Raw genomic sequence first — 17,253 nt, 5'->3', positions numbered from 1 at the left:
CAAAAAGAAATCTCTCCTAGCCAAGCACTTCTGATAAAAAAAAAGGCGGCCCAACCCGCGAAGGGTGGGCCGCCGTTCGGCTCCGAGGATCAGGCTTTGTAAGCCTTGACCACGTAAGGCGCGACGCTGCCCAGCTTCTCGCAGGTCTCCTCGAACTCACGCTCGGGGCGCGACTGCCCCACGATTCCGGCACCGGCGCGCAACCACGCACCCTCACCGGTCTGGTAGATCGCCCGCAGTACCAGCGTCGCCTCGAGCGCGCCGGTCGGCGAAACACAGACCACCGCACCGGAATACAGCCCACGCGGGTCGTGGTCGTTGCGGAACACCGAGTCGACGCCCGCGCGCTTGGGGATACCGGAGGCGGTCACCGACGGGAACAGCACCTCGAGCGCGTCCCACGCGGTGCGGTCGGCGGCCAGGGTGCCACGCACGGTGGACGCCAGGTGCTGCACGCTGCCGCGCTCGCGCACGGCCATGAAATCGGAGACCGCCGACGTGCCCGGCACGGCCACCTCCGCGATCTCGGCGAAGGAGGTCTGCACCGAGATCGCGTGCTCCACGATCTCCTTCGGGTCCGCGAGCAGGTCGGCGCGGGCGGCATCATCGGCTTCGGCACCGAGCCCGAATGCCCGCGTACCCGCCAGCGGTTCGGTGGTGACGATGCGATCGTCGTCGACCGAGGCCACCAGCTCGGGGCTGAACCCGGCCGCTTCGAGCCCGCCCAGCCGCAGCAGGAACGAGCGGGCGGGCGTGTTGCTGGCCCGGCCGAGGCGATAGGTCGCGGGCACGTCCACCGGGAACGGCAGCTCGACCTTGCGCGACAGAATCACCTTCTGGTAGCTGCCGGAACGGATTTCGGCGACCGCCGTGGCCACGCGCTGTTCGTAGTTCGTCGAGTCGGATCGCACGTCGACCGGCGTCGGCACCGGTAGGTCCACACCCTGCGAGCCGGCGATCAGATCGTGGATGTCGCACGCCTCGCTCGGGGTGGCGCCGCTGATCCGCACGCCGGTGGCGTCGACGCGCACCTCAATTCGCGGAATCATCAGGTGCGCCAGCGAGGTGAGCGGATTGAGGTAGTGCGTCGCCGACAGCGAGTAGGCGCAGAATTCGAAGCCGATCCAGCCGTAGGCGTTGCGGCCGTCGAGCGGCAGGTCGGCCAGCGCGGTATCGATGGCGGTGGCCGGGCTGCCGGTCCAGGCGCGAGCGGTGGTCTCACCACCCCAGACAGTGCGCAGCTCACCGGCGTCGAGCTCTACGCTGCCGAGCGGATCGGCGGCAAACACCCACACACCGGGCTGTTCGTACATCACGTACTCACCGAATCGATCCGAGACGGCCAGACGTGACATCGCTGCCGCCGGGTCGGTCACATACTCCACCCGTACGGGTTGTTCCGTCGACGACAACGATCCTCCAAGGTAAAGCTGACCTAACTTTGCTTGGTTAGGTTAGCATTACCTCGCCGTTTGACCAGACCCGTGTTGGGTATTCTTCGCCACTTCCGTTCCACCGAGCAAACCGCCGGCACTGTCGCACCCCACCGGACATCCCCCGCTGTTCGCGCGTCGCGCAACGCGCTGTGGACCGAGTTCGGTGCGCCGAAGCAGATCTGCGGCTTGAATGGAGCAATGATCGACAAAGGTGGGCGGCGCGGCCCGCAGGCAGACTCGGTGGTCGCCCTGGTCGACGCGGCCTCCGGCGTCGAACGCGCGGTGATCGGCGACTGGATCGCCCAGGGCGGTCTCGGCAGGGAGATCGACTCCACGGCCCCGGTGACCCAGCTCGACCTCGACGCCAAAGCCATCACCAAACGCCTTGTCGGCAGGCACGACGACCCGCTGGTGGTGCCCGTCCGGGTGTTGTGGCTGCCGCCCGAACGCGACGGCGTGCGCCGGGTGACCTTCGCCGACCTGGCGATGCTCACCAATCCGCGCAAACCCAACCGGCTCGTCCAGCGCAGGCTGCTGCGCACCGAACCCGACCGCCACCGCGTGCTGGTCGGCGCACCCGCCCGGCTCAGCGCGCTGCGCACCAACAATCCCGAGGCCGCGGCGCTGTTGCGCGCGGGCTCGGCGGATCCGTTCGCGCGCGCGGTCGTACGCGCCGCCGTGGTCGCGCTCGAACGCGCCGAACGCACCGTCATCGGCGATCGCTACAAGGTGCCCCAGCTGGTGGCCGAGGAGATCCTCGACTCCCCCGAATTCCAGCGCAAGCTCGACTACATCGCCGACGAGATCGGCTCCGAACCCGACCAGGTGTACCGCAACGCGGAGAAGGCGCTACGCGAGCTCGTCGCCGCCCAGAGCCGGCTGGTCTCGGACCTGTTCACCCAGGCGATGCGACCGGTCCACGCCTCGACCTGGAAGGTCGACACCGATCTGCGCGGCCTCGACGCGTTGCGCAAGCTCAACCGCAAGCACCCGCTGGTGTTCCTGCCCTCGCACCGCTCCTATGTCGACGCGTTCGTCCTGGGTGACGTGCTGGCGCGCAACGACTTTCCGCCCAACCACGTGATCGGCGGCGCGAACCTCAACTTCTGGCCGATGGGACCGATCGCGCGCCGCACGGGCACGGTGTTCATCCGGCGCAGCTTCGGCGACGACGAGGTCTACAAGGCGGTCGTCGAGGAGTACTTCGCCTACCTGCTGGCCAAGCGATTCAATATGGAGTGGTACTTCGAGGGCGGGCGCACCAGGACGGGCAAGCTTCGCCCGCCGCGGTACGGACTACTCAACTACCTTGCCGCCGCGGTCCGTTCGCGGCGCGTCGACGACGTGATGCTGGTGCCGGTCTCGATCACCTACGAGCGGCTCAACGAGCTCGGGGCGATCGCGAGCGAACAGGCCGGCGGCACGAAGAAGGCCGAGGGCATCGGCTGGCTCGCGAAATATGTTCGGCTGCAGCAGCACTCGGCGGGACGGGTGTATGTGCGCTTCGGCGAGGCGCTTTCGGCACGCGAGCGTCTCGGCGTGCACGGCGACCCACTCGATCAGCGCCCGGTGACCATTCCGCTGCGCGATACCGAGACCGGTTCCGCCACCGTTCCCGATGAGAAAGCCGTGGCCGACGCCGAGCACAAAGCGGTGCAGCGCTTGGCTTTCGACATCGCGGTCGGCATCAATGAGGTCACCCCGATCACCGTCAACGCGCTGGTCACCCTGGCCTTGCTGGGCGTGCACGAACGGGCGCTCACCCTCGGGCAGGTGCGCACGGTGCTCGATCCGGTGCTCGGCTACATCACCGTGCGCGGGCTACCGAGCGGCGAATTGTCCACGCTGCGTGACGAACAGGGCCTGCGGGTGGTGCTCGAGCAACTCGCGCTCGCGGGTGTTGTCACCGTGTACCGCGGCGGGTTGGAGCCGGTGTACGCGATCGAACCCGGGGTTCACCTCGAGGCGGCGTTCTACCGCAACAGCGCGGTGCACTGGTTCGTCAACCGGGCCATCCTCGAGCTGGCCGCCCTGACCGCGGTGGAACAGCCGGGTGACGATCCGCTGCGGGCGGCGTGGAAGGCGGCCTTCGCGCTGCGCGATCTGCTCAAGTTCGAGTTCTTCTTCCCGGAACGGCAGGAGTTCGCCGAGCAGATCATCGAGGAAGTGCGCCTCATCGTGCCCGAATGGGACGAGCACACCCCCGACGACCGGCTGGATCGCCAATTCCTCGGCGCTGTCACCGAATCCGGGTTCGTGATGGCCCATCGGGTATTGCGATCGTTCTTCGACGCGCAGCTGGTGGTGGCCGAGCGTCTGGTGGCCCGCGCTGCCGACGCGACGATCGATCGCAAGGAATTCATCGACGAATGCGTGGCGGTCGGCAAGCAGATGCTGTTGCAGCAGCGGCTGCACAGCCCCGAATCGGTGTCGTCGGAACTGTTCACCAGTGCCTGGAAACTGGCCGACAACCACGGCCTCATCGCACCCGCCGCCGCGGGGGCCGAAGCCGAATTGATCGGCAAGCGCCAGGAATTCGCCGACCAGCTGCGTGATCTCGGAGAGCGCATCGCGCGGGCGGCCTCGCTCGATCCATCGAACAGGAACACGAACTGATGAGCACACTCGCCGAAGCAGTGTCCGCGATCCGGTCGGGTCCGCAGGGCGCACGGATCGCCGCGGTGTTCGATTTCGGGGGCACCGTCGTCGACGGCCTGCCGCGACGGGGACTGGCACGCAAGGTGTTCCGTCGTGGCGACGGCCGCCGGGCCACCCTGCTCGGTGGTATCCAGCGCGGTGGCAGCGATGGTGACTACGGACGCTTCCTGCAAGCCGTGGAACAGACCTGGGCGGGTGCCTCGGAGTCCGAGCTCGAGCAGCTGGGCCGCAAGGCTTTCGCCGAGCAGATCTACGGGCGACTGTTTCCCGAGGCGTGGCAGCTCGTCCGCGCGCACCAATTGGCCGGGCACACCGTGATCATGGTCAGCGAGCTCACCCGATTCCAGGTCCGGCCCGTGGCCGAGCGGCTCGGCATCGACAACGTACTGTGCACGGAACTCGCCGTCCGAGACGGCGTTCTCACGGGCCACACGGCGGGCGCACCGCTGTGGCGCACCGGAAAAGCCACGGCGGTAGCCGAATTCGCCGCAGACCTGGAGGTCGGCTATGTCTATGCCGACAGCGTGACCGACCTGTCCCTGCTCGAACTCGCCACCCGGCCGACCGTGATCGACCCGGACCCCGCGCTGGCCGCGATCGCCATCGGCAAGGACTGGCCCACCCTCACATTCCGGCTGCGCCGAGCTCCACGCCCCGTCGACTACCTGCGCACCATCGCCGGCTTCGCCGGGCTCATCGGCGGTGCGCTGATCGGCGTACTTCGCAAGTCCCACACCGGCAAACGCCAGACGATGGCCGACGCGCTCATGCACGACGCCACCACCGCCACCCTGCGCGCGATCGACGTACAGCTGCGCGTGGTCGGAGCCGAGAACGCCCGCGCACCCAGGCCCGCGGTGTTTCTGTTCAACCACCAGAGCCAGTTCGACGTGATCATCGTCCCGAAGGTGCTCGACGGGGCGGTGACCGGCATCGGCAAGAAAGAACTCGCCAACCACCCCCTGTTCGGCCCGCTGATGCGGTTCGTCGGGGTCACCTTCATCGACCGCACCGACACCGAACGCGCGAAAGCCGCACTCGCCCCGGTCGTTTCGACCCTGCGCGACGGGCTCTCGATCGCGGTCGCCCCGGAGGGAACGCGCTCGTTCACCCCCGGTGTCGGCCCGTTCAAGAAGGGCGCCTTCCATATCGCCATCCAGGCGGGCGTGCCGGTGATCCCGGTGGTGGTCCGCAATGCCGGCGAGATCGCCTGGCGGGATTCACCGATCGCCCGCCCCGGCATCGTCGACGTGGCGGTGCTGGCGCCGATCGACGTCTCCGGCTGGGACCCGGCCGACATGGACGCCGAGGTGGAAGGCGTTCGGCAGCTGTTCGAAACCACCCTGCTGAACTGGCCGGAACCCGACTGAGATCCGGCCGGGCGCGGTGGTGCGCCCGGCCGGACTCCCTCAGCTCTCGAACAACTGCTGCCCGAGATAGTTCCCGGCCGCGGGGACGCCGGGCGGGATCGCGAACACGGCCGAGCCCACCGGAGTCGTCCATTCGTTCAGCGCGTCGAACTCCGCCAGCCGCTGCTGCACAGGCAGGAACTGGGCATCGACGTCGCGCTGGTAGGCGACGAACAGCAGTCCCGAATTCGACAGCTGCCCCGGGGCGGGCGCCTCGTCGTAGTTGAAACCGCGCCGCAGGAACCGTTCACCGTCGTGCGTGTGCCTGGCGCGGGCGACATGCGACGACGGCGGGATCACCGGGATGCCGTTGCGGTCCACCGCCGTCAGATCGGGTTCGTCGTGCTCGGCGGTGCCGGTGAGCGGCGCACCGGTGCTGACCTTTCTGCCCACGGTCAGTTCCCGGCCGTCGGCGTCGAGTTCGTCCCAGCGGTCCAGATCCATGGCGATCCGGCGCAGCACCAGCGAGGTGCCACCCGTCAGCCACGGCGTCGACGCACCGTCGTCCCACACCAGACGATCGAAGTCGACCGTGCGCGGGGCGATGTTGACGGTGCCGTCGACCTGGCCCATGAGGTTGCGCATGGTCTGGCCGCGTGGTGCGTCCCGGAAGCCGCGCTGCACCCACCGCACCGTCACCAGCGACTTCACATGCTTGGACAGCACCCGCACCGCGTGCGCTACCGTCGTCGCTTCCTGAGCGCAGACCTGGAGCACCAGGTCCGCGCCGGTGTAGGCGGGCTCCAGCCGGTCGACGGGAAACGGCGGCAGCTGCCGCAGCCACCTCGGTCGTCGTGCCGTGAGACCGGTGACGGTGAACAGCTCGGGACCGAAACCGACCGTGACGGTGAGCCGGGCAGGCCGGGCCGCGAGTTCCGGTTCGGTGTCGGCCAGCGCGGGAACGCCCTGGGTGAGCCGCGCTGCGTCGTCGGTCCAGATCCGGAGCAGGCCGATGACGTCCTCGCGTCCGACCCCGGGCGCGAGGTCGAAACCGGCGAAAGCCACGTGACCGGGTGGCGTCGTCTCGATGCCGGCCTGGTGCGCGCCGTAGAACGGAACAACCTCGCGCCCGACGTCGGGTTCTCGTTCCCGATCCCGGAGACCGGCCGCGCCCCAGCCGATTCCGGCCGCGCCGACGACACCCGCTGCCGCCGCTCCCCCGCCGAGCAACCGGCGGCGGGAGAGCCCGGCATGCGGATCAGCCACCGTGCGTCGGGTTCTCGGAGCCCGGCGTGTAATTCTCCTTGCCGCCCGCGAAATCGCGCACCTGGGCGCTGACGACAGTGCTCGAGCCGTCGGAGAAGGTCAGGGTGAGCGAGGTTTCCGCACCGGTGCGCAGTGGCTGCAACAGGTCCATGAACATCAGATGCTCGGCACCGGGCTTCAGTGTCACTTCACCGTGCGCCGGGATGGTGATGCCGCCCTCCTTCGGACGCATGGTCTTGGCCCCGGTGCTGTCGGGCACGACCTCGTGGATCTCGACCCGGTCCGAGGCCGGGCTGGTCGCGGCGACCAGGGTGACCGGCACGTCCCCGGTGTTACGCAGGTTGCCGAAGGCGGCGGACATGCCGGAGTCGGCGGCCTTGATCCACTGGTCGCTCATCGTGATCCGGTCGCCCGCCGGCGCGGGGGCAGCGGGTGCGGGTTCCGAACCCGAGCAGGCGGTGGAGAAGAGGGCGAGGACAGACAGTGCGGTCGCGGCACCGAGACGGCGGGCGACGCGGGGTGAACGCAGGTGGGTACGCGTGTACGCGGACATGGGGAACTCCGATCATCGGGATGGAATGGACCCCGGACCGGCCTGTCGGCACAGCGAATCATCCACCGGGACGGCGGATTTCGACGGCGTGGAGCTACGCCGGAACGGGGGTGAGTGTGGTCGCGCCCGTTCGGGGCGGACCACGCAGCCCGATGTCCGGTCGTAGGAGGAGTTGCCGGAGCACCGCGCGCTCGTCGGCGGCGGGTCGCCGGACCGCACGCGCGAGGGGACGCACGACCCCGGCCAGCACGAGGACCAGCTGGCGCACGCTGGTGATCGCCCGGCGTACTCCGACTTCGGCGGCGCGAATCGCGATCGCCCCGACCGGGATCGCGACCAGGTGCGCGAGCACCATCGCGGCCGAAAGAGGATGGTGCTGGACATGTCCCAGCGACATCGCGGTGTGCCCGACGCCCTGGCCGACAGCCAGCACCGCCATGGTCGAGACCGGACTGTGCCCGCGTGGCAGCGCGGAGACCACGACACCGATCAGGGCGCAGGCGGCGAACAGCAGGGCCATCGACGAGCCGGCGGGAAGGGCGGTAGCGCCACCGAGGCCGTGCGCGAGCACGGCGACCGCACCGGACGCAACACCCACCGCCGCGCCGCGTAAGCGCGCGGTGTGATCCGTCGGTGAACGCACAGAGCCATGCTACGACTACGTGTCGTAGACAACGGGATCAGGGCGTATGACCGGGGTCTCATCGGTGTCGCAGCCGAATTCCGAAGAAAGACTTGACCTTAACCATTGTTTGGGTTTGATGATGGTCTCACCACCGAATGAGGGAGAACATCATGACCACCACCACCGCCCCCGCCACCTACACCGTTCCCGCACTGAACCGGCCCGTGGCCGTGCTGGGCGCCGCTGCCACCGCCGTGGTGCTGAACCTGATCGTCTGGGCCGTCGGCGCCGCCGCAGGCGGGACGTTCACCACGATCGCCGACGGCAAGGTCACCGATGCCGCACCCGGCGGCGTGATCATGATGTCGGCGGTGCCGGTGCTGATCGGGCTCACCGTCGCCGTGCTGCTGTCCTACGTGTGGACCGGCGTGCTGCGGACCGCCGCCGTGGTCGGATCGGTGCTGTCGATCGCGACCATCGGGCTGACCGTGGCCGCCGACTTCGACACCGCCTCCACCATCGCCCTGTCGGTGATGCACGTGGTGCTGGTGCCGGTCATGGTGATCGCGCTGGAAGGTGTGCGTCGCGGCATCACCGCGAAGTGACCCGAACACACAGCGAAGGCCCCGCCGAGAAACGGCGGGGCCTTTCGCGTGCCGAGTTCTAGACCGAGCGGCCGAACAGCAGCTTCCACGGCATGAGCGCCGATTCGAGCTGCACCTTCAGGCTCATCTTCGACGCGCCGACGGTGCGCTCCTCGAAGCGGATCGGCACCTCGGCGATCGTGTAGCCCTTCTTGATCGCGCGGTAGTTCATCTCGACCTGGAACGAATAGCCGTTGCTGCGGATCGACGCCACGTCGATCGCCCGCAGGGTGTCGGCCTTCCAGGCCTTGAAACCGGCGGTCGCGTCCTTCACGCCCAGGCGCAGGATCAGGTTCACGTAGAAGTTGGCCCAGGCCGACAGGGCCTTGCGGTACCACTTCCACTCCGCGGCGGTGGAACCGCCGGGCACGTAGCGCGACCCCAGCGCCACGCCGACGTCGTCGGAGCTCAGCTTCTCGAGCATCGACGGGATCACCTCGGCGGGGTGCGACAGATCGGCGTCCATCTGGATCACCACGTCGGCACCCTCGTCGAGCGCCGCGGTGATGCCCGCGATGTAGGCGCGGCCGAGACCGTCCTTCTCGGTGCGGTGCAGCACGCTCACCACATTCGGCAGCTCAGCGGCCAGTTTGTCGGCGACATCACCCGTGCCGTCGGGTGAATTGTCATCTACCACCAGCACGTGCAGATCGGACACCGGCAGAGCCGTCAGCCGCTCCACCGCCACCGGCAGATTTTCCCGCTCGTTGTAGGTCGGCACAACAACGGTAACCCTCAAGGGTCGCCCTCCCTGCTCACCTGGATAGCCCCGCGGCCCAGGATGCGGGCACGGGGCATGTCATCGATTCGTTATGACGGTACTCGATGGTCCTGACGCTTTCCTGAGTGGCCGTGCGGGCGCTCACCACAGCCGACCCGCGTGGACCAGCGCGTCGATGATCAATCCGAGGCCGAACACGACGAAAAGCACCCTGATGACCGGCGGCCCGAAGCGGGTGATGCCCCGCACGAGCAGGCGGTATACCCGCCGCGCGCGCGGTGTCCGCCGCATGGCGACAGCGAGCACGACCAGCGGCAGGATCAGGGCGATCGCGCAGTAACCGGCCACGATCACCGGCCACACCACCGGCAGCGGGCGCTGTGCGGACAGCAGGGCCAGAGCCGCGAGGTACGGCACCGAGGTCGGTACCTTCGCCAAACCCAGCGTGAAGCCGAGCACGCCCATCAGCCACGGATGCTTACGCACCGGCTCGACCCAGCGACCACCGGTGGGCGCGGTGGTGTCCACCGGCAGCACGGCGACCGCGATCAGCACCAGGCCGATCACCAGCTCGCCCCAGTACCGCAGAGCCGGGGTCAACTCGAAGTCGAGAAGCCGGACCAGGAAGTCGATGCCGAGTACGGTGCACACGCCGAAGACCACGGAGATCGCGAAAACGCCGCCGAGGAAGCTGAGCACACCCGTCATCGGCGAGCGCCGGGTCAGCCTGGCGTCGGCGACCACGGCCGTGGTGATCGCCACCAGCAGCACATCGAGCGCGTCGAGCAGAGCGAACCCGAGCAGGGCCAACAGTCGATACCCATCCATGACATGGCTGACCCTACTCGCCGGTCATATTTCGATCGCCGACCCGTTCGTCACACCAGCACCACCCGAATCCCGCGGCGAAAGTCCTTGACCTGCGCGGTCTCGAAATCGATCCTGCCATCTGGACTGGACTCCCCCGCAAACGGCGCTCGGTGGTTACGCTTTTGAGCACCGGCCGTGCCGGGATCCGCGATCGTGAAGGGGCAGACATCGTGGCAGAAATGTCTTTCGACCCGTCAGCGCTCGACGCTTATCAGCGTGCGGCAGCTCGGGTTTCCGAACTTCTTGGCACAGCGGCCACAGAGACGACGACCGCGGCCGGGGTCGACCTGTCCGGGCTCGGCGTGCTCGGGCGTGAATTCGCCGCCGCCTGGACACAGGCCGCGGGCGACCACGCGTCGACGCTGAGCACGGCGGGCAACCTGGTCACCGCCTATCAGGACATCTTGAATCGCTTCGGCGCCAGCGTGACCGGGATCGATTCCGGGCTGGCGGGCGATCTGCGAGCAGCCGAGGGAGAGGTGGCGTGATGCGTTCCAAGTCGCTGGTCACCGAGACCACGGTCAGCACGATCACCCCCGCCGAGGCCGAGGCGAAGATCGAGCCGGTGATCGCGCTGCTCGAAGTTCCGCTGCTCGAGTTGCGGAGATCGCTGGGCAGCAACACTTCCGCCGATCCCGACGCGTCCGTGGTCGCCGCGCTCACGTCGGCATCCGCCGCGACCACGGCTACCGAAGACCCGCATCGGCTCGGGCTGTACGCGCTCGAGTCGACCGAGACCGCGGCGCCGGCCACCCCCGCGCTGCGGCAGACCGCCACCGAGGTCTCGGCCGCGGCCGATCGCGGGACCAGTTTGAGCTCGCTGCTCGGGCAGGCGTATTCGACACAGTCGACCGCGGCCGCCAAGGTCGACGCGATCATCGCCGACTTCCGGGCCAAGGCGAAGAAGGCCGCGCCCGCGGTGAACGAGAACAACCTCGACGCCATCGTCGAGCTGGCCGAAGAGGCCATTTCGGAAGCGGTCGGGGTGGTGGGCAACGCCAGCACCGAGATGGATCAGTACACCCGCGACACCAAGGGGCTCACCAGCGATCTCGGCGGGACCAACGGGGTCACCGTGCCCACCGGCGCGACGGAGGTGGCGCCCGGGGTCTATGTGCTCGGCACCGGCGGGTCCGATACGTCGTCGTGGGACGACTCCTCGTGGGATGACGAGGACGACAACATCGATCCGGCGACAGCGGCGCAGATCGCGTTGCAGGAGGCCTTGATCGACGGTGGGGTGTCCTTGGGAACCGCGGCGATCGACGCCGGCGTCACCTTCGGCACGCATCTGATCGACAAGATCGCCGAAGTCGCGATGCACGGGATCGACGCGGGCTCCGAGCTGGCGACGACCGGAATCGACACTCTCGCCGCGAATGCCACCGGCACCGAGGGCGCCACCTCCACCACCCCCGCGGGCACCGCACCCACCTCACCGTCGACCAATGGTGGTGGCACCGGCACGAACACCCTGTTCGGCGGATTGGGTGGCGGCACCAGCACCGGCGGGGGCACCGGCACCGGGGCGAACAGCGACAGTGGCGCGTCGGCGAAGCCGGATACCCCCGCGCCGTCCGCGCCGTTCCAGTCCAACCAGGCGCCGAAAACCGAACAGCCCCAACAGGCTCCGAGCACACCGGCGCCCGCCCAGCAGCCGATGCAAGGCGGGGTGGTTCCGCCCGGCAGTCGTCCGCAGCAGGATCAGGAGACCGAAAAACCCTCCGCCGCACCTAAACACGGTCAACCGGGAGTCGTCCCGGCGCCGGCGTAGGACCCCCGGATGGAGAATCCGTTCGGTGCCTACTTCACGTCGCCGGATGCCACGACGCCCGGTCGCCGTCGCCCGCAGGGCAAACGGCGACGCAGGCGGCGACGCGAGGCCGAGCCGCAGACGATCGGCACGAACCCCGAGACCTGGCCGCCACCCGACCCGGAACCGTTCGACAACAACGACCCGTTCGAGCCCGCACCCGTCCAGCCGGTATATCGAAACCCCGCCGACGACGACGGGTTCACCGGCGACTGGAACGACTGGAACGACGGCGACGCGCCGGTCGAGACGCAGCGCGGCGACGATGTCGACTGGAACGACTGGGCCACCGCCACCGCCACCGAACAGAGCGGCGACCACGTGGAGATGCCGGTGTTGCCGCGCCTCAAGGACTTCGGCGGCGGCGGCCAGGTCGCGCGGCGCCCCCGCAAGAACTTCGACGACGAACGCTACGACGACAGCGGCGGCCGGGCGAAAGCCGCCGCCGCGATCAAGGGCGTGGTCGGCGCGCTCGCCTTCGTCGTCGTGCTCGGCGTGGCCGCCACCATCTTTCTCGGCCCCGCCGACAAGACGAGCACCACCACCCAGGCCGCCGTCCCCGGCTCGCGGGCGACCACCTCCACCGTGGTTCCCCCACTGCCCGCCCACGCCCTGTCCGGCTGCGAGTCCTTCCGCACTCCCTCGATCACCATCAGCGCCGAGCGCGGCGACACCGCCAGCCCCGAGGGCGCCATCCTCGGCTTCGAATACAGCTACTACGTCGACCGCGACGCCGCAAAGGCCCGCTCCTTCGTCACCGACAACGCGCATGTGGGCAATGCCTCCGCCCTGGCCGAAGGCATCGGCTCGCTGCCCCTCGACGTCAAATACTGCGTCCACATCACCAAGGCCGACGCCGCCGACGCCACCCTCTGGAATGTCACCATCCACCAGAAATGGCCGGGCGACGCCACCACCGAGAAAATCAACCAGGTCATGCGCACCACCGAGGTGGCCCCCGGCCGCCACCGCATCACCAGCATCGACCACCGCATCTGAACACGTCCTCGAACGCGAAAGTCCCCCGCACCGGGATCGGTGTGGGGGACTTTGCTGTGTTGCGACCCTGACGGGACTCGAACCCGCGACCTCCGCCGTGACAGGGCGGCGCGCTAACCAACTGCGCTACAGGGCCTTGCTTCGTTACGTCGGGGGATATTACCCGGTGGGCATCGGTTTCGGTAACCGAACAGGTCAGGCGGTGGATCGGGCGTTGACATTGACGTCAACGTCAACAACACTTGTGGCGGTGACCACCAGCGAGGCGCAGGAGCGGGCCAGGTCGGCGCGCAAGGACAGCGCCGGTCCGCGCCGCGGCGAGTTGCTGGATGCGGCAGCGCGGTGTTTCGCCGAGTGCGGGTACGACCAGACCTCGGTGGAGACGATCACCACGCGGGCGCGAGTCTCCCGGGCGACGTTCTACGCGTATTTCTCGTCCAAGGACGAGGTGTTCGGGGCGATCACCGAGCGGGTGTGCGCGCAGTTCCTGGCCGCGCAACTCGTGGTGGACGTCGAGGTCACCGCGCCCGCCGAGGTCATCGGTGCCACCACGCGAGCGTTCGCGCAAGCCGTGTTCGCCAACGGCGCGCTGGTGGCGCTGATCGAGCACCGGGCGGGGATCGATCCCGCGATCGGCGCGCAGTGGTCGCAGGTGCGCACTCGTCTGCGCAAGCGATTCACCGCGTTTCTCGAACGTACCGAGGTCCGCGGCGGGATCGATCCGTGCGCCCCGCCGTCGCGGATCGTCGAGACTCTCGCCGACGCACTGCTGATCGGCGCCTCCCGGCTCGCCGGAGCCGACCGCGACCGGCGCGAACAGTTCATCACCGACCACATCGCCATCGCCGAACGACTGATCGGCTTCACCGGCCCGACCCGCGCCACCACCGAATCCGAGGACATCCCGTGAAGCTGCTCATCGCCAACCGCGGCGAGATCGCCCTGCGCGTCCTGCGCACCGCCGCCGAGCTCGGCATCGACACCGTGGCGGTGTACGCCGAGGACGACGCCGACAATCCCGATGTGCTCGCGGCGGGCGAGGCGATCCGGTTGGCGGGCACCGGCGCGACGGCCTACCTCGACCACGCCGCGATCCTCGCCGCCGCCAAGGAATCCGGCGCCGACTACTTGCATCCCGGCTACGGATTCCTCAGCGAGAACGCCGAATTCGCCCGCGCGTGCGCGGCCGACGGCGTCACGTTCGTCGGCCCCGATCCCTCGGCGCTCGACCTGTTCGGCGACAAGTCCTCGGCCCGCGCGACCGCCGTGGCCGCCGGCGTCCCCGTCTTGCCCGCGACCGAGGGACCGACCACCGTCGAACAGGTTCACACGTTCTTCGGCACGCGCCCCGGCGCGATCATGATCAAGGCGCTGGCCGGTGGCGGCGGCCGTGGCATGCGGGTGGTGCGGAGCGCGCAGGAGATCGACGACGCGTACCGGCAGTGTGCCGCGGAAGCGCGGCTCGGTTTCGGCGATCCGGCGGTCTTCGCCGAGACGCTGTTCGAGAACGCCCGGCACATCGAAGTGCAGATCGTCGCCACCGGCGGCACAGCGCTGGCACTGGGCGATCGCGATTGCAGTGTGCAGCGCAGGCACCAGAAACTGCTCGAAATCGCTCCCGCGCAGGGACTTTCGGACACCCGGCGCAGAGAGCTCCACGCGGCGGCGGCCCGGCTGTGTGCCCACGTCGACTATCGCGGGCTGGCCACCGTCGAATTCCTGGTCTCCGACGCCGAATTCGTGTTCCTCGAGGTGAATCCGCGAATCCAAGTGGAGCACACCGTGACCGAGGAGGTCACCGGCGTGGATCTGGTCGCCGTGCAGCTGGCGATCGCCCAGGGCACACCCTTCGACGAACTGGGGTTGCCGAGCGGAATCGTCTCCACTGGAACAGGATCCACCGGCGAACCCGCCGCCGCCGACGGTATCGCGATCCAGGCGAGGGTCAACATGGAAACGATGACGGCCGACGGTTCGGCGGTGCCGGCCGCGGGCACCCTGATCACCTTCGCACCGCCGACCGGCCCCGGCGTGCGGGTCGACACCTTCGGTCGCGCCGGGCTGACTCCGAGCCCGCGCTACGACTCGCTGCTGGCCAAGGTGATCACCCGCACTCGCGGACAGTCCTTCCCCGCCGCCGCCCGCAAGGCCGCGACCGCACTCGCCGAGTTCACCGTGACCGGCATCGACACGAACCTCTCGTTCCTGCGGGAGATCCTCGCCGACAGCACCTTCCAGTCGGGTCTCGCCACCACCAGCTTTCTCACCGAGCGGCTGATCGAACTGGTCGCGGCGGCACAGACCGGTCAGCCCGAGGCCACGGTCACCGCGGTCGAGCTGTATCCAGGGCAGGAGGCCGTGCGCGCTCAGCTCGCGGGCACGGTGGTCGAGGTAGCCGACGAGGGTGTCGACGTCGGCGCGGGCGGTCAGCTCGCCGTGCTCGAGGCGATGAAGATGCAGCATGTGGCCAGCGCGCCCGATGCCGCCAGGACCGCCCGGGTGCTGGTCCGCCCCGGCCAGGTCGTCGCGCCGGGCGATCCGCTGGTCATCATCACCCGCACCGGCGCGGACGAATCCGGCGGCGCGCACACCGAGCTGGATCCCGACCGCGTTCGCGCCGATGTCGACGAGATCCGCGCCAGGCACCTCGTGACGCTGGACGAGTCCCGCCCGGCGGCCGTGGCCAAACGGCACCGGCTCGGTCGCCGCACCGCCAGGGAGAACATCGCGGACCTGGTCGACGAGGGCAGCTTCGTCGAATACGGCGCACTCGCGCTCGCCGCACAACGCAGCAGACGCGCCGAAGCGGACCTGATCGCCAACACCCCCGCCGACGGCCTGGTCACCGGCTTGGCGACCATCGGCGCCGACCGCTTCGACAACGCCGAGGCGGTGGTGGTCTCCTACGACTACACCGTGCTCGCCGGCACCCAGGGCAAGAACAACCACGCCAAGACCGACCGCGCCTTCGAACTCGCCGAACGCAAGCGGATTCCGGTGGTGCTGTTCGCCGAGGGCGGCGGCGGCAGGCCGGGCGACACCGACGGGACCGGCATGGGCCTGGACGTGACGACCTTCCGCGCGCTCGGCGCGCTCCGCGGCAAGGTGCCGCTGGTGACGATCGTGTCGGGCCGCTGCTTCGCGGGCAACGCCGCCCTGGCCGGTGTCTGCGACGTGATCATCGCGACGCCGGACGCCAATATCGGCATGGGCGGACCGGCGATGATCGAGGGCGGCGGGCTCGGCGCCTGCCGCCCCGAGGACATCGGTCCGATCGAGGTGCAGCGACGCAACGGTGTCGTCGACCTGGTCGCCCGCGACGAAGCGCACGCGGTGGCACTGGCCAAGCAGTATCTCGGCTACTTCCAGGGCCGGGTCGAAGAATTCGAGGCACCGGATCCGCGGCTGGCCCGGCACGTGGTGCCGGAGAACCGGTTGCGCGCCTACGACATCCATCGCGCCATCGACGCGATCGTCGATGTGGGCTCGGCGCTCGAGCTGCGGGCGGACTACGGGGTCGGCGTCGTCACCGCGCTGGTGCGGGTGCACGGCGAACCGTTCGGCTTGATCGCCAACAGCAGCCACCATCTGGGCGGCGCGATCGATGCCGAGGCCGCCGACAAGATGGGCGAGTTCCTCACGCTGTGCCAATCGTTCGGCCTGCCGGTCGTCTCCCTGTGTGACACACCGGGTTTCATGGTCGGACCGGAGGCGGAGAAGACCGCGACGGTGCGACGGTTCAGCAAGCTGTTCGTGCTCGGCGCGCAACTGAGCGTGCCGTTCGGCACCATCATCCTGCGCAAGGGATACGGACTCGGCGCGATGGCGATGGCGGCGGGCCACTTCCACGCGCCGCGGTTCACCGTCGCCTGGCCCACCGGCGAGATCGGGCCCATGGGGCTGGAGGGCGCCGTTCGCCTCGGCTTCAGCAAAGAGCTCGCCGCCGTGACGGATCCGGACGAGCGCGAGACGCTGTTCCAGCAATTGCTCGCGATGGGCTACCAGGCGGGCAAGGCGCTCACCGCTGCCACGGGTTTCGAGCTCGACGATGTGATCGACCCCGCCGACACCCGCACCTGGATCGCCACCCTCGCCGGCAGCCGGGCGCGCGGAGGGTCGTGCGGCAGCTCGGCCACTTGATACCGCCTTCGCTCCCTGTGTGATTTACAACATATTTCCAGCCGGTCGCACCGCGCACGCGTTCAGACTTGAAGTTGACGTCAACTTTCAATAGATTCAGACCTACGGATCACCGAGCAGCCATCGCTGATCGAACCCGGCCGGCGAGCAGGTCTGCGAACCCAGCCGGTACGGAACGA

General features: G+C 68.9%; 14 protein-coding genes and 1 tRNA gene. 8 read left to right on the top strand and 7 right to left on the bottom strand.

Features of this window, described 5'->3' with window-relative positions:
- Positions 1-89: 89 nt before the first annotated feature.
- Positions 90-1,385 (bottom strand): salicylate synthase, encoded by a 1,296-nt coding sequence (locus ACWGCN_RS31915; RefSeq protein ID WP_378990535.1) that lies wholly within the window; start codon positions 1,383-1,385, stop codon positions 90-92.
- A gap of 249 nt (positions 1,386-1,634) precedes the next feature.
- Between ACWGCN_RS31915 and ACWGCN_RS31910 the strand changes: the two genes are divergently transcribed.
- Complete coding sequence (locus tag ACWGCN_RS31910) at positions 1,635-4,052, top strand: glycerol-3-phosphate 1-O-acyltransferase (protein WP_387446373.1); 2,418 nt, start codon at positions 1,635-1,637, stop codon at positions 4,050-4,052.
- Positions 4,052-5,464, top strand: a complete 1,413-nt coding sequence (locus ACWGCN_RS31905; RefSeq protein WP_452450037.1) for an HAD-IB family hydrolase — start codon at positions 4,052-4,054, stop codon at positions 5,462-5,464. The genes ACWGCN_RS31910 and ACWGCN_RS31905 overlap by 1 nt, the downstream gene beginning before the upstream one ends.
- Before the next feature lie 39 nt (positions 5,465-5,503).
- Here the strand turns inward: ACWGCN_RS31905 and ACWGCN_RS31900 are convergent, their stop codons facing one another.
- From ACWGCN_RS31900 to ACWGCN_RS31890, 3 genes are all read right to left on the bottom strand, one after another.
- Positions 5,504-6,709 (bottom strand): Dyp-type peroxidase, encoded by a 1,206-nt coding sequence (locus ACWGCN_RS31900; RefSeq protein WP_452529158.1) that lies wholly within the window; start codon positions 6,707-6,709, stop codon positions 5,504-5,506.
- Positions 6,702-7,262, bottom strand: coding sequence for a copper chaperone PCu(A)C (locus tag ACWGCN_RS31895; protein WP_452460485.1), 561 nt, complete (start codon positions 7,260-7,262; stop codon positions 6,702-6,704). The genes ACWGCN_RS31900 and ACWGCN_RS31895 overlap by 8 nt, the downstream gene beginning before the upstream one ends.
- A gap of 94 nt (positions 7,263-7,356) precedes the next feature.
- Entirely contained in the window at positions 7,357-7,905 is a 549-nt protein-coding gene (locus tag ACWGCN_RS31890; RefSeq protein WP_452460484.1) for a hypothetical protein, read from the bottom strand.
- 152 nt (positions 7,906-8,057) lie between these two features.
- Between ACWGCN_RS31890 and ACWGCN_RS31885 the strand changes: the two genes are divergently transcribed.
- A complete protein-coding gene (locus tag ACWGCN_RS31885; protein ID WP_378631873.1) occupies positions 8,058-8,492 on the top strand; it encodes a DUF6069 family protein in 435 nt (144 codons plus the stop codon).
- Between the two features lie 58 nt (positions 8,493-8,550).
- Here ACWGCN_RS31885 and ACWGCN_RS31880 read toward each other — a convergent pair whose 3' ends face one another.
- Both ACWGCN_RS31880 and ACWGCN_RS31875 read right to left on the bottom strand, forming a co-directional pair.
- Positions 8,551-9,270, bottom strand: a complete 720-nt coding sequence (locus ACWGCN_RS31880; RefSeq protein WP_228536832.1) for a polyprenol monophosphomannose synthase — start codon at positions 9,268-9,270, stop codon at positions 8,551-8,553.
- Between the two features lie 123 nt (positions 9,271-9,393).
- A complete protein-coding gene (locus tag ACWGCN_RS31875) occupies positions 9,394-10,080 on the bottom strand; it encodes a GAP family protein (protein ID WP_378990543.1) in 687 nt (228 codons plus the stop codon).
- 212 nt (positions 10,081-10,292) lie between these two features.
- On the opposite strand from ACWGCN_RS31875, the gene ACWGCN_RS31870 reads away from it, so the two are divergent.
- From ACWGCN_RS31870 to ACWGCN_RS31860, 3 genes are read left to right on the top strand one after another with little or no spacing between them, the layout of a single operon-like run.
- A complete protein-coding gene (locus tag ACWGCN_RS31870; RefSeq protein ID WP_378990544.1) occupies positions 10,293-10,610 on the top strand; it encodes a hypothetical protein in 318 nt (105 codons plus the stop codon).
- Positions 10,610-11,896, top strand: a complete 1,287-nt coding sequence (locus tag ACWGCN_RS31865) for a hypothetical protein (protein ID WP_387446366.1) — start codon at positions 10,610-10,612, stop codon at positions 11,894-11,896. Before ACWGCN_RS31870 ends, ACWGCN_RS31865 begins: the two co-directional genes overlap by 1 nt.
- A gap of 9 nt (positions 11,897-11,905) precedes the next feature.
- Positions 11,906-12,934: a hypothetical protein gene (locus tag ACWGCN_RS31860; protein WP_449968173.1), complete on the top strand. Its 1,029-nt coding sequence runs from the start codon at positions 11,906-11,908 to the stop codon at positions 12,932-12,934.
- Between the two features lie 62 nt (positions 12,935-12,996).
- Here ACWGCN_RS31860 and ACWGCN_RS31855 read toward each other — a convergent pair.
- Positions 12,997-13,070: transfer RNA gene (locus tag ACWGCN_RS31855), tRNA-Asp, on the bottom strand.
- A gap of 108 nt (positions 13,071-13,178) precedes the next feature.
- Here ACWGCN_RS31855 and ACWGCN_RS31850 point away from each other — a divergent pair.
- Positions 13,179-13,844 carry a TetR/AcrR family transcriptional regulator gene (locus ACWGCN_RS31850; protein ID WP_452460054.1) on the top strand — a complete coding sequence of 222 codons (666 nt, stop codon included), beginning with the start codon at positions 13,179-13,181 and terminating at the stop codon, positions 13,842-13,844.
- Entirely contained in the window at positions 13,841-17,074 is a 3,234-nt protein-coding gene (locus ACWGCN_RS31845) for a carboxyl transferase domain-containing protein (protein WP_452460055.1), read from the top strand. Before ACWGCN_RS31850 ends, ACWGCN_RS31845 begins: the two co-directional genes overlap by 4 nt.
- The last annotated feature ends 179 nt before the right edge of the window (positions 17,075-17,253 follow it).

The organism is Nocardia sp. NPDC055050 (assembly GCF_053608345.1).
Note: the sequence above shows the minus strand (reverse complement) of the source record. Positions and strands in the feature narration are given on the sequence as shown.